Source organism: Streptomyces sp. NBC_01750, from assembly GCF_035918095.1.
Taxonomy (GTDB): domain Bacteria; phylum Actinomycetota; class Actinomycetes; order Streptomycetales; family Streptomycetaceae; genus Streptomyces.
This window is the reverse complement of the sequence record NZ_CP109137.1, coordinates 1,981,659-1,994,991: the sequence shown is the minus strand read 5'-3', so window position 1 is coordinate 1,994,991 and position 13,333 is coordinate 1,981,659. Positions and strand designations below refer to the sequence as shown.

11 protein-coding genes are annotated in these 13,333 nt (G+C 69.7%); 8 read left to right on the top strand and 3 right to left on the bottom strand.

Features of this window, described 5'->3' with window-relative positions:
• The first annotated feature begins 205 nt into the window (after positions 1–205).
• From OG966_RS08985 to OG966_RS08975, 3 genes are all read left to right on the top strand, one after another.
• Positions 206–817 (top strand): hypothetical protein, encoded by a 612-nt coding sequence (locus OG966_RS08985; RefSeq protein WP_326648927.1) that lies wholly within the window; start codon positions 206–208, stop codon positions 815–817.
• Between the two features lie 181 nt (positions 818–998).
• Entirely contained in the window at positions 999–1,877 is an 879-nt protein-coding gene (locus OG966_RS08980; protein WP_326648926.1) for a universal stress protein, read from the top strand.
• Positions 1,878–2,199: 322 nt separating this feature from the next.
• Positions 2,200–3,075, top strand: a complete 876-nt coding sequence (locus tag OG966_RS08975; RefSeq protein WP_326648925.1) for a universal stress protein — start codon at positions 2,200–2,202, stop codon at positions 3,073–3,075.
• Between the two features lie 23 nt (positions 3,076–3,098).
• On the opposite strand, the gene ppk2 is transcribed toward OG966_RS08975, so the two are convergent.
• The gene (gene ppk2 / locus OG966_RS08970; RefSeq protein WP_326648924.1) at positions 3,099–3,914 is read right to left on the bottom strand and encodes a polyphosphate kinase 2; all 816 of its coding nucleotides are present in this window, start codon (positions 3,912–3,914) and stop codon (positions 3,099–3,101) included.
• A 30-nt stretch (positions 3,915–3,944) separates the two neighbouring features.
• Between ppk2 and OG966_RS08965 the strand changes: the two genes are divergently transcribed.
• From OG966_RS08965 to OG966_RS08945, 5 genes are all read left to right on the top strand, one after another.
• Positions 3,945–6,326 (top strand): phosphoketolase family protein, encoded by a 2,382-nt coding sequence (locus OG966_RS08965; RefSeq protein ID WP_326648923.1) that lies wholly within the window; start codon positions 3,945–3,947, stop codon positions 6,324–6,326.
• Between the two features lie 35 nt (positions 6,327–6,361).
• Entirely contained in the window at positions 6,362–6,712 is a 351-nt protein-coding gene (locus OG966_RS08960) for a hypothetical protein (protein ID WP_406732550.1), read from the top strand.
• Entirely contained in the window at positions 6,709–7,479 is a 771-nt protein-coding gene (locus OG966_RS08955; RefSeq protein WP_326648922.1) for an HAD family hydrolase, read from the top strand. The genes OG966_RS08960 and OG966_RS08955 overlap by 4 nt, the downstream gene beginning before the upstream one ends.
• Before the next feature lie 2 nt (positions 7,480–7,481).
• Positions 7,482–9,860 carry a glycoside hydrolase family 65 protein gene (locus tag OG966_RS08950; RefSeq protein ID WP_326648921.1) on the top strand — a complete coding sequence of 793 codons (2,379 nt, stop codon included), beginning with the start codon at positions 7,482–7,484 and terminating at the stop codon, positions 9,858–9,860.
• Positions 9,861–10,094: 234 nt separating this feature from the next.
• On the top strand, positions 10,095–11,024 hold the full coding sequence (locus tag OG966_RS08945) for a pyridoxamine 5'-phosphate oxidase family protein (RefSeq protein ID WP_326655135.1): 930 nt from the start codon (positions 10,095–10,097) through the stop codon (positions 11,022–11,024).
• 177 nt (positions 11,025–11,201) lie between these two features.
• On the opposite strand, the gene OG966_RS08940 is transcribed toward OG966_RS08945, so the two are convergent.
• Together OG966_RS08940 and OG966_RS08935 are read right to left on the bottom strand one after the other, a co-directional pair.
• Positions 11,202–12,200 carry a 2-hydroxyacid dehydrogenase gene (locus OG966_RS08940; protein WP_326648920.1) on the bottom strand — a complete coding sequence of 333 codons (999 nt, stop codon included), beginning with the start codon at positions 12,198–12,200 and terminating at the stop codon, positions 11,202–11,204.
• Between the two features lie 109 nt (positions 12,201–12,309).
• On the bottom strand, positions 12,310–13,182 hold the full coding sequence (locus OG966_RS08935) for a universal stress protein (RefSeq protein WP_326648919.1): 873 nt from the start codon (positions 13,180–13,182) through the stop codon (positions 12,310–12,312).
• Between the last annotated feature and the right edge of the window lie 151 nt (positions 13,183–13,333).

The window sequence follows — 13,333 nt, the reverse complement described above, 5'->3', positions numbered from 1 at the left end:
TCCGGCCCCTCAGCATCCAGCCGCCCCCGCGCAGTCGCGAGGGCCGACCGGCCCCATGATCCGCTTCCGTACCCCAACGAGCCCCGGAACCAGGGCCGTTCGGCCCCAGCAGTACCGCCCTTCGGCCCCCGGCGGCTCGGGGCGCCGACCACGACAGTGAGCGATATCAGGCACCGACCCGGCATCCTCCGAAGGGAACACCACCATGGCTGTGCACGAGCACCCTCACAAGCGCCCCGTCTTTCACTTTCCCTCTTGGCGCAGGGCCAGGACCGCATCCGCGACGGGCGCCGGAACACAGACCCGGCCGGCCTACGCCATCGCGGCCCTGCGACTCCTGACCGGCTTCGTCTTTCTGTGGGCTTTCCTCGACAAGACCTTCGCCTGGGGGTATGCCACCCCGTCGGGCAAGGGCTGGATCGACGGCGGCTCGCCGACCAAGGGCTTCCTGAGCTCCGTCGCGGCCGGGCCCATGGAGTCCACGTTCCATGACTGGGCAGGGGCCGCCTGGGTGGACTGGCTGTTCATGCTCGGTCTGCTCGGCATCGGTGCCGCCCTGCTGACCGGTACCGCGCTGCGCCTGGTGGCAGTCGCCGGCACGGCGATGATGGCGTTGATGTGGCTCGCGGAGTGGCCGCCTGCCCAGCACCTGTCCGACGGCTCGCCGAGCATGTCCACCAACCCCGTCGTGGAGTACCACGTCATCTATGCGGCCGCCCTTGTCGCCCTCGCCCTGACGTCCGCGGGCGAGACCTGGGGGCTCGGGCGGATCTGGCTGCGACTGCCGTTCGTACGCAGCAACGGCTGGCTGCGCTGACCCCTGTGCCACCTTCCGAAGAGGGGGCTGCCGGTCCCCGGTCGCCGGTCGCCGGCCGCCCAGGGTATGGGCCGGTCGGCCCCGGCCGGGGACCTGCGGCCCTTCCAAGGCGCCCGCCCCGCCCACGACGCTGGAAGCGGGTCGTCCGACAGATCCGCCCGCCACCCAGGAGGTACGCATCATGTCCCGCACCGTGACCGTGGGCCTGGACGGTTCGAACGAGAGCCTGGCCGCCGCCGAATGGGCGGCCCGCGAAGCGCGGCTGCGCGCTCTGCCGCTGAGGCTCGTCAACGTCTGGGAACCGCAGCCCTACATTCAGGCTCCGCTCCTGGGTGGCGAGACGCTGCAGCACTGGGCGGAGCGTATTCCCCGCGAGACGGCCGACGAACTGCGGATCCGTCACCCCGACATGGAGATCACCGCGGATCAGGTCGCCGGCCGGCCCGGCACCGTTCTGCCCGACGAGGCCCGGGGCGCCGAGCTGCTGGTCCTGGGCTCCCGTGGCCTGAGCGGCGTCGCCGGATTCATGGTCGGGTCCGTCGGCATGGCAACCCTGGCCCACACGGAGCGGCCCGTCGTCCTCGTAAGGGCAGAGGAGAAGGCCGAGGACGAGCACGCGCCCGGTCCCACTGCGAACCGGCCCGTTGTGCTGGGCCTCGACACCGAGCACCCGGACGACTCGGTGATCGAGTTCGCCTTCGATGCGGCTGCGCGCCGTGCCACGGCCCTGCACGTCGTCCACGGCTGGAACTTGCCGCCCTACTTCGCATACGGGCTTCCTGCCGACCCCAGGATGAACGCCCAACTGGCAGCCCAGGAGGCGGACTCCCTGGCCGAGACGCTGCGCCCCTGGCGGCAGAAGTTCCCGGCCGTCAGGGTCGTCGAGCGGTCGAGATCGGGCAAGCCCGCCAACCACCTCGTGGACGCCTCCCATGACGCGTCCCTGGTCGTTGTCGGCCGCCGTACTCGCCGTTCGCCGCTCGGCGCCCACATCGGGCCCGTCACACATGCCGTGCTCCACCACGCCACTTCGCCCGTTGTGGTGGTCCCCCACGACTGAGCCCACGCCAAGGGCCCGCCCCAGGAGAAACGGACCATGAAAGCAGCAGTCGTACGAGCCTTCAGCGAGCCTGTGGTGGTCGAGGAGCGTCTGGACGGACCCGGCCAAAGTCCTCAAGCGGCGTGGCGATGCCCACACGACCTCGACGAGGTGTTCCAGTTGCACACCCGCGGGCCGCGGCCGGGTGGTCTCCGTGCCTCGGCCGCGGGCCTCGGTGCACGACTCCTTCGAGGACGTACTGCGCGGCCAGGCCGATGCCCGCATTGTCTTCGAACGCTGAGAGAAGTCCGCACTCCGAAGGACTAGGAAGAAGGTGGGGACAATGGAGCTGCCCCTTGTTGTGGGCGTGGACGGATCCGAGTCCAGCCTGCGGGCCGTGGACTGGGCGGCGGGCGAAGCAGCCCTGCACGGTGTACCGCTTCGCCTGGTGAACGCGTCGATGTGGGAGCGGTACGAAGGGTCCGCGCTCGCCCAGGAGTTGGGACGTCCCTCGGAGCAGGTCATGGCCGAGAACATCGTCGGTACCGCCGCGGAACGCGCCCGCCGTCGCGACCCGGACCTCAAGATTCAGACGGACATCTTGCCCGAGGACACGGTGAGCGCCCTGCTGAGTGAGGGCCGCAACGCCTTCGCCCTCGTCACCGGCTCGCGCGGCCGTAGCGGACTCGCCGGGATGCTGCTCGGCTCGGTCGGCCTGGCAGTCGCCGCCCGCGCCGACTGCCCGGTGTTCGTCATTCGGGGCAACCACGACCCGCAGAGCGGCACGCATCGGCGGATCATCCTCGGCGTCGATGAACCCCCGGAGGGCTCGGCCGCTGTGCGTTTCGCGTTCCGCGAGGCGGAGAGGCGCCGGGCTGCCCTGCACGCCATCCGGGCGTGGCGCTGCCCCGCGCACGAGGCGGCCGACCATCCTCTGCTTGTGGGAGACGCCGCCCGTTACCACGAGAGCCAGGCCGCGGAGATCCTCGAAGCGGCGCTACGGGAAGCCGTAGCGGACCACCCCACCTTGGAGCTGCACCGGGCAACGGCCGAGGGTCCCGCCCGCGTGGTGCTCATGAACGCCTCGGCCACGGCAGATCTGCTGGTTGTCGGCGCCCAGCGGCGGCACGGGCACTTTGGACTCCAGCTCGGCCGGGTCGCCCACGCGGTGCTGCACCACTCCGTGTGCCCCGTGGCCGTCGTACCGCAACTGGTCTGAGCGGGTGAGCGCCCCCTGCGGTCTCAGTCCGCCAGACCGGCCGCGTGGTCGGGCACGTACGTCTGCAGATCGCGAGGCGGCCGCACATAGCCGGTGGACGGCGGCCGGGGCGGCAGTTCGAGCGCAGTCGGGGACACATCGTGGTACGGGAGGGATGTGAGCAGATGGGCGATCATATTGATGCGAGCCCTGCGCTTGTCGTCGCTCTCCACGACGTACCAGGGCGCCTCCGCGATGTCCGTGTGCACCAGCATCTCGTCCTTGGCCCGGGAGTACGCCTCCCAGTGGGTGATCGACTCCAGGTCCATCGACGAGAGCTTCCACCGCCGCGTCGGGTCGTCCAGGCGGCGGCGGAACCGCTGCTCCTGTACGGCGTCGCTCACCGAGAACCAGTACTTGCGCAGCAGGACGCCGTCCTCGACGAGCATCCGCTCGAAGATCGGGCACTGGTGGAGGAACCGCTGGTGCTCCTCCTTCGTGCAGTAGCCCATGACGTGCTCGACACCCGCCCGGTTGTACCAACTTCTGTCGAACAGCGCGATTTCGCCTGCGGCGGGCAGATGCGCAATGTAACGCTGGAAGTACCACTGGGTGCGCTCGCGCTCGGTGGGCTTGGGCAGAGCCACGATCCGCGCGACCCGGGGGTTGAGATGCTCCGCGACCCGCTTGATGGTGCCGCCCTTGCCCGCCGCGTCCCGCCCCTCGAACACCACTACGAGCCGCGCGCCCTCGGCGCGCACCCACTCCTGGAGCTTCATGAGCTCCGTCTGCAGCCGCAGGAGCTCCCGCTCGTAGAGCCCGTGCGGCAGCGCCGCCGACCGATCCTTCTTGCCGGCCATGGCCGCCTCCTCCCTCCTACGGAGTCACTCATGCCCAAGGTCAAGCACCAGGACAGCACCGTACTGACCGACGAGGAACTGCGCACCCTGGACGCTCACTGGCGGGCAGCGAACTATCTTGCCGCCGGTCAGATCTATCTGATGGCCAACCCGCTGCTGAAGAAGCCCCTGGAACCCCTGCACATCAAGCCGCGGCTCCTCGGCCACTGGGGCACCTCCCCGGGGCTCAACCTCGTCCACACCCACCTCAACCGCGTCATCAAGGCCCGCGACCTGTCGGCCCTGTGCATCTGGGGTCCTGGCCACGGCGGTCCGGCGGTCCTGGCCAACTCCTGGCTGGAAGGCAGCTACAGCGAGATCTATCCGGACGTCAGCCGGGACGCGGCCGGGATGGACCGGCTGTTCAGGCAGTTCTCCTTCCCCGGCGGGGTGCCCAGCCATGTCGCCCCGGAGACCCCTGGCTCCATCCATGAGGGCGGTGAACTCGGCTACGCCCTGGCGCACGCGTACGGGGCCGCACTCGACAACCCGGATCTGCTGGTCGCCTGCGTGATCGGCGACGGCGAGGCCGAGACCGGCCCGCTCGCCGCCTCATGGCATTCCAACAAGTTCCTGGACCCCGTCCACGACGGGGCGGTGCTGCCCATCCTCCACCTGAACGGGTACAAGATCGCCAATCCGACGGTCCTGTCCCGCATCCCCGAGCCCGAACTCGATGACCTGCTAAGGGGATACGGACACGATCCGATCCATGTCACCGGCGACGACCCGCTCCAGGTCCACCGGGACATGGCCGCCGCCCTCGACCACGCCCTGGAGCAGATCGCCCTCCTGCAGCGCACCGCGCGCGAGGAGGGCGTGACGGAGCGGCCGCGCTGGCCCGTCATCGTCCTGCGCACGCCCAAGGGCTGGACCGGACCGGCCGAGGTCGACGGTCAGCCGGTTGAGGGGACCTGGCGCGCACACCAGGTCCCGCTGGCCGGCGTACGGGAGAACCCGCAGCACCTGCGGCAGTTGGAGGCATGGCTGCGCTCGTACCGGCCCGAGGAACTCTTCGACACGCTGGGCCGGCCCACTGCGGACGTCCTCGCCTGCGTCCCCGAGGGCACCCGGCGTCTCGGTGCCACCCCGCACGCCAACGGCGGCCTTCTCGTACACGAGCTGCCGATCCCGGAGCTTGACCGCTTCGCCGTGCCCGTCGACAAGCCGGGATCGACTCTGCACGAGCCCACCCGTGTTCTCGGCGATCTCCTCGAAAAACTCATGGAGGCTACGGAGGGGCGCCGTGACTTCCGGCTCGTCGGGCCCGACGAGACCGCCTCCAACAGGCTGGGAGCCGTCTTCGGCGCCACCGGCAAGGCCTGGCAGGCACAGACCACGGGGACGGACGTACACCTTTCCCGGCACGGCCGGGTCATGGAGATCCTCTCCGAGCACCTCTGCCAGGGCTGGCTGGAGGGCTATCTCCTGACCGGCCGGCACGGACTGTTCTCCTGCTACGAGGCCTTCGTCCATATCGTCGACTCGATGGTCAACCAGCACATCAAATGGCTGAAGACGTCCAGGGGACTGCCATGGCGGGCTCCCGTCGCCTCCCTCAACTACCTGCTGACCTCCCATGTCTGGCGGCAGGACCACAACGGCTTCTCCCACCAGGACCCCGGCTTTGTCGACCACGTACTCAACAAGAGCCCCGAGGTCGTACGGGTCTATCTGCCGCCGGACGCCAACACCTTGCTGTCCGTGGCTGACCATGCCCTGCGCAGTCGCGACTATGTCAATGTGATCGTCGCGGGCAAACAGCCCTGCTTCGACTTGCTGTCCATGGATCAGGCCCGCGCCCACTGCGCACGCGGCGCCGGAATCTGGGACTGGGCGGGCACGAACCACGAACGTGAGCCGGACGTCGTCCTCGCCTGCGCCGGCGATGTCCCCACCCAGGAGGTGCTGGCCGCCGCGCAGTTGATGCGCCGACACTTGCCGGACCTCGCGGTGCGCGTCGTCAACGTCGTCGACATGACCCGGCTGATGCCGCGCGAGGAACATCCGCACGGGATGAGCGACTTCGAGTACGACGGACTGTTCACCGGCGACAAGCCGGTCATCTTCGCCTACCACGGCTACCCCTGGCTCATTCACCGGCTCGCCTACCGCCGCACCGGACACGCCAACCTCCATGTTCGCGGCTACAAGGAAATGGGCACCACCACGACCCCGTTCGACATGGTCGTCCGCAACGACATGGACCGCTTCCGGCTGGTCATGGACGTCATCGACCGCGTCCCAGGCCTCGGTGTCCGGGCCGCCGCCGTACGCCAGCAGATGGCCGACGCCCGCACCCGCCACCACGCCTGGATCCGCGAACACGGCACCGATCTGCCCGAGGTCGCCGACTGGACCTGGACCGGCTGACCCCCTTCACCACATCAACGCCGAGGAGCCTCACCATGACCGCACGCGTCGGCATCAACGGCGCCCTGGAGGGCATCGCGGTCCGCGTCCCCGTCGAGGACGGCTCGCTCACCGACCTCGCGGTGCTGCTCCGGCGCGCGACCACGACAGAGGAGACCAACGCCGCCTTCACCGACGCCACCGAGGGTCCGTTGCGCGGCATCCTGCGCGTGTCCACCGCGCCGATCGTCTCCCGCGACGTCTTCGAACCCGCCTCCTGCGTCTTCGACCCCGCCTTGACCCAGGCAAACGGCGAGAAGGCGAAGGTCTTCGGCCGGCACGACAATGAATGGGGACACAGCAACCGGCTCCTCGAACTCGCCGCCCTGGTGGCCGACGACTCATGAACCCGACGCAGAACGGTACGGCCGACGTGCCCCGCGCACTGCGGGGCACGGAGGCCGTGGTCCTCGACACCGACGGAGTGATCACCGACTCGGCTCGGGTGCACGCCGCCGCCTGGAAGACCGCCTTCGACGCCTTCCTGCGAGATCACCCGCCCGCCGATCCCGCCCAGCGGCGACCCTTCGACGTCCGGGAGGACTATCGGCGATACGTCGACGGCAAGTCGAGGCTTGACGGTGCCGCAGCCTTCCTGGAATCCCGCGGGCTGCGGCTGCCCGACGCGGAAGTGCAGGAAGTCGCCGCAAGCAAGGAGCGACTGTTCACCACGCGGCTGCGTGAGCACGGCGTCGACGCCTACCCGGGCACGGTCCGGCTGCTGCACACCCTGCGCTCCGCCGGCGTACCCCTGGCCGCCGCCTCCGCCTCCCGGCACGCCCGCGAACTCCTCGAGCACGCGGGAGTGCTGAGCCTCTTCGACGCTCTTGTGGACGGCGGCGAAGCGGCACGCCTGCATCTGCCCGGCAAACCCGACCCCGCCCTCTTCCTGGAGGCAGCCCGCCGCCTCGGCGCCTCCGCCTCCCGTACCGCGGTCGTCGAGGACGCCCTGGCCGGAGTCGAGGCCGGGCAGCGCGGCGGCTTCGGCCTGGTCATCGGCGTGGACCGGGCACGTACGCCGCAGAGCCGCGCTGAACTGCTGAAGCACGGCGCGGACATCGTGGTCCGCGACCTCGCGGAACTCCTCACCGACAGCGACTGCCCGGAGGGCTGACGATGCGCGACTGGACCTGGGAGTACGAAGGCTACGACCCGGCACAGGAGCGGCTGCGCGAGTCGCTGTGCACGCTCGGCAACGGCTACTTCGCGACCCGTGGCGCGGCGCCCGAGTGCACGGCGGACTCCGTCCACTATCCGGGCACGTACGTGGCCGGCTGCTACAACCGGCTGACCTCGGACGTGGCGGGACGGCACGTCGAGAACGAGGACATGGCCAATCTGCCCAACTGGCTGCCGCTGCGTTTCCGTACGGGCTCCGGGAATTGGCTCTCCCCTGACACCCACAAGCTCCTCGACCACCACCAGGCGCTGGACCTGCACGCAGGCACGCTGGAGCGCACGCTGCGGTACGAGGATGAGAACGGCCGGCGCGTCGCTGTACGACAGCTGCGCGTGGTCCACATGGCCCACCCTCATCTTGCCTTGCTGCGCACCGAGTTCACTGCCGAGGGCTGGTCCGGGGAGATCGAGGTCGAGTCGGCGCTCGATGGAGCGATCGCCAACACCGGCGTCGAGCGCTACGGACAACTGGCCAGCCGTCATCTCACCCACGTTCACACGGGGACCTCCGCGTCGGACACCGTGTGGATGCGCTGCCGCACCAGTACCTCCGACATCCGGGTGGGCCTGGCCGCCCGCACCGTGGCTGACGTCCCGGCCCAGGCCACCACCCGCCACGAGGACCTGCGGGTTGCCCACGTCCTGCGCCTTCCCCTGGCCGCGGGCCGGACCGTCACCGTCGACAAGACGGCCGCCCTGCACACCTCCCGGGACCGGGCGATCAGCGATCCGCTGCACGCCGCCGTCGACCGGGTGGGCCGTGCCCCGGACTTCGATGCCCTGCTGGCCTCGCACCGCACGGCCTGGCAGCAGCTGTGGCGCACCGCCGAACTCGACGTGCCGAACAGCGCGGGCCCCATCCTGCGGTTCCACCTCTTCCACGTCCTGCAGACCCTGTCCCCGCACACCGCGGACCTGGACGTCGGTGTCCCGGCCCGCGGGCTGCACGGCGAGGCCTACCGAGGGCACGTCTTCTGGGACGAACTGTTCGTCCTGCCCTTTCTGAACCTCCACTTCCCCGAGGTCTCCCGGGCCCTGCTCGGCTACCGCCACCGGCGTCTGGAACGAGCTTGCTTCGCAGCCCGTGACGCGGGACGGGCCGGGGCCATGTACCCCTGGCAGAGCGGCAGCAACGGCCGCGAGGAGACCCAGCAGCTGCACCTCAATCCGCGCTCGGGGCGCTGGCTGCCCGACCACTCCCGGCTCCAGCACCATGTCGGCTCGGCGATCGCGTACAACGTGTGGCAGTACTGCGAGGCGAGTGGCGACACGGAGTTCCTGCACACCAAGGGCGCCGAGATGCTGCTGCAGATCGCCCGGTTCTGGGCGGACGCGGCGGTGTACGACGAGACGCTGGGCCGCTACCGGATCCGCGGAGTCGTCGGCCCCGACGAGTATCACGACGCCTATCCCGGGGCGAAGGAGCCGGGCCTCGACGACAACACGTACACCAATGTCACCGCGGCCTGGGTGCTCGCCCGCGCCCTCGACGTGCTGCACTCTCTCGCGGAACCGCGCCGCCGAGACTTGGCCGAGCGCATCGGGCTCGCCGACGGCGAGCCCGATGCGTGGGAGGAGGTCTCCCGCAAGTTGCATGTCCCCTTCCATGCCGGGGTGATCAGCCAGTTCGAGGGCTATGGCGAGCTCGCTGAACTCGACTGGGACAGCTACCGGGACCGCTACGGCGACATCCGGCGCCTCGACCGGATTCTTGAGGCCGAGGGCGACACGGTCAACCGGTACCAGGCATCGAAGCAGGCCGACGTGCTGATGCTCGGATATCTCTTCTCACCGGCCGAGCTCCAGGGGCTCTTCCGTCAGCTCGGCTACGAGGTGGACGACACCGTCTGGCAGCGGACCGTCGACTACTACCTGCGCCGCACCAGTCACGGCTCGACGCTCAGCAGCCTCGTGCACGGCTGGGTGCTGGCGAGAGTGCGGCGCGCGGAAGCCTGGACGTTCTGCCAGGAGGCACTGGCAGGAGACATCGCCGATCTGCAGGGTGGCACCACCGGCGAGGGCATTCACCTCGGCGCCATGGCCGGCACCCTCGATCTCGTGCAACGAGGACTGACCGGCCTGGAGACCCGGGGCGGTGCGCTGCGGCTCAACCCGGTGCCGCTGCCGGAGCTGTCGGAGTACGGCTTCGCGATCCGTTACCAGGGCCACTGGGGCGTACGGCTCCGGCTGCGCGCGGGGGAGCTGCAGATCACCGTGCCCGAATCCGACCGCTCCCCGATCGACATCGCCCTGCCGGACCGGACGGTCTCGGTGGCGCCCGGGGAATCCTGCACGCTCATCCTGCCCCAGGAGTAGCGCCAGGACATGGACGGTGCGACAGCCCACCGGGCACGGTGCGTGACCGCGTGGCCTCGCGACGGAAGCATTGCTTCGGAGCGTAGACATCGGATGAGCTGCCCGGCGCCAGTTCGGGGCCCGGTCGGCCCGATGTAGGTCCGGTCGGCCCTTTCAGCAGGGCATGTCGCCTCATGCGTCGGCATGCTAGGGCGTGGCACGTTGGGTGCGATGAGCCGGAAGGCGGTGACGGTCATGCGAGCCCAACTCGGTGATCAACTCGTGGTGGAAAGCCCGACCACGGGCGTAACCGGACGGGACGGCGAGATCGTCGGACTCCACCACGAGGACGGCACGCCTCCCTACGACGTTCGCTGGTCGGATACCGAACGGATCACGCTGGTGTTCCCCGGGCCCGACGCGCATGTACAACACATCGAGCACGGGCCCAAAGCGCCCCGACACCTGTCCTTCCCGAGGACGGACGATTCAGGAGGGGAGGCGGTCGCCGGGTCCGACACGACCCCGTCACAACGAGCGCCCGACCCCGGCGACATCGGCCGGCGCGTGGCCCTCGAACGCAAACGCCAGGGACTTACCCAGGCGGAAGCGGCTCGCCGCGCCGGAATGGCACCGGCGTACCTGAAGTATCTCGAAGAGCGGCCGGCCGACCCGAGCCCGGCGACTCTCATCAGGCTGGCCGGCGCCCTGGGGACCAGGGTCGCCGACCTACGCGGAGCCGGCATCGATCTGCCGCCCGGCCAGGGACAGGCGCTCCTCCACCCCCGGCTGCAGGACCTGACCGCGGAGGAATGCCGCTCCCGGCTCTCCACACATGGCGTCGGGCGCGTCGCGGTATCCACGCCCGATGGCCCGGCGGTCATCCCGGTGAACTACGAGGTCATCGACGACGCGATCCTCTTCAGGACCGCCCCTGGCTCCAGCCCGGCAGTGGCTGTGGGAACAGACGTCGCCTTCGAGGTGGACCATGTGGACGAGGCCATGAGCCGGGGCTGGAGCGTGCTCGCCGTCGGCCCCGCGCGGGCGGTTACCGAGCCCGACGACGTGCGCCGGCTGGCCGAGCGGGCCCACACCGAACCGTGGGCAGGGGGCAACCGCGAGCTGTGGGTGTCGATCCAGCCGACGCGCCTCACGGGACGCCGCATCACTCCATCTGATCAGTGAGTGGCCGCCGGGTGCCTCCCACGGCCACGATCCCCTGACGGCCGAAGAAACGGGCCCGCATGTGGTAGCACGCCAAATAGGCTCCGGTGAGCGTGTGACGGGACGCTGCTGCCGTCCCGTTGCTGAACAACGCGCAGCCGTGGCGCTGCAGTTACTTTCAAGGCGCCGGACCGTGGGCTACTCCTCGGGTCGGACGAGGACGTTGTCGCTGGTGCGTCCGGCGAGATAGTCCGCGACGTTTCGCACCGTAGTGTCGATGATCTGGCCGACCGCGTCCCTGGTGAAGTACGCCTGATGGGAGGTCACCAGGACGTTCCGGAAGGTCATTAGGCGGGCGAGGGTGTCGTCCGTCATCACCTCCAGGGAGTGGTCGACGAAGAACACCCCGGCCTCTTCTTCGTAGACGTCCAGTCCCACCCCGTCGAGTCGGCCCTCGCGCAGCGTTGCCACCAGCGCGGCCGCGTCGATGAGCCCGCCGCGGCTGGTGTTGATCAGGATTGCGTCGCCTTTCATCCTTCCCAGGGCGTCGGCGTCCACGATGTGGTGAGTCGCGGGCAGCAGGGGGACATGCAGGCTGATCAGGTCGGCTTCGCCGAACAGGCGCTCTTTGTCCACGTACTCCATGCCGAGTGCCAGGCAGTCCCTGTTCTCCTGCACGTCCCAGCCCAGCAGGCGCATTCCGAAACCGTGGGCGATGCGGCTGAACGCGGTGCCGATCTTTCCCGTCCCCATGACGCCGACGGTTCGGTCGTGGAAGTCCCTGCCCATCAGACCGTTGAGGCGAAAGTCGAACTCCCGGGTGCGCCCGACAGCGCGGACGGTACGGCGGTTGAGGGCCAGGGCGAGAGACCAGGCGAACTCGGCGACCGAGTACGGGGAGTAGGAGGAGACTCGTGCCACGGTCAGGCCCAGCTCCCTGGCCCGGTCCAGATCGATGTTGTTGTAGCCGGTCGAGCGCTGGGCAATCATCCGGGTGCCGCCGTCGGCGAGGGCAGCGAGGACGTCCGCGTCCAGGACGTCATTGACGCTGCTGGAGACGACCTCGTATCCGCGGGCCGCCGGCGCGGTGTCCGGGTTGAGGAACAGTTCGAGACAGCGCACCGCGTGTTGGTCGGCGAACGCCTGCTCCAGCTGCGGGCGCTCATCGGCGAGCACCCCGAACGCGATGATGTCCATCCCTGTCCTCCTCGATTTCGGCGGATGCGGCGGAGTCTGCCGTGCGTGGTGCCAAGCCGGCATGAACCGGCACTGCGCGGGGCCCCACGTTACGGAGGCCGGCAGGCTCTCATTCGTGCGGAACTACCGCGACGGGGCAGGTCGCATGGTGGAGGACGGCATGGGCGACGGACCCGATGCGCGTACCGATGGGGGAGCGGCGTGCGCGGCGGCCGACCACGAGCAACCGCGCACGAGAGGCGGCCGACAGGAGCACCTGCCCCGCGCTCCCGATTTCGACATGCTCGATCACCGGCACGTCCGGAAACCGCTCGCGCCAGGGGGCGAGTGCCTGCTCCAGTGCCTTCTTCTCGAACGGTTCCAGCCCTCCTGCCTCGTCGGCAAGGCGCATCGAACCAGGGCTGTAGGCGAAGACGGGCGGCAGACTCCAGGCCCGCACCGCTCGCACGGTCGCCCCCCGTACCGCCGCGGCCTCGAAGGCGAATCCCAGCACCGCGTCGCTGTACTCCGCCCCGCCCTGCTGCCCCACGACGATCTCAGCGCCCTCCGGCTCGCCTGCGTCCCCTGCCTGCGCCCGGACCGAGACCACCGGACGCGTGGCGGCAGCGATCACTTGCTGACCGTACGAGCCGAGCATGAAGCCGACGAGGGCGCCGTGCCCCCGTGATCCCAATACCAGCATCTCGGCCTGCTCGTCGGCGCCGAGCAGCGCCGCAACCGCGGTGTCGGGCACCACCTCGGCGGACATCGACAGGTCGGGATACCGGGCGGCCACATGCGTCTCGGCTTCCCGCACCACAGCGTTCGCCGATTGCGACAGTGCCTCCCTGTCCTGGACCACGGGCACGTCGAGGGGCTGCCAGAGCCAGGCGTGCACGATCCGGACCGGCAGCCCCCGAAGTGTCGCTTCGCGGGCTGCCCAGTCGGCCGCGGCCAAGCTCTCCGGGGAACCGTCCACTCCTACAGCGATTGCGCGGGCCATGAGGCTGCCTCCGTACCGGGTAGAGGGCACGGTCACCTGAACCGGCCCATGCCCTTCAGCATCTCGGAACCGGGGCAGCCGGGCCGAGAGCCGGTCGGCCCAACACTGGTACCCGTTCGGCTGCCACGGCTGAAGCGGCGACAGCTCCGAT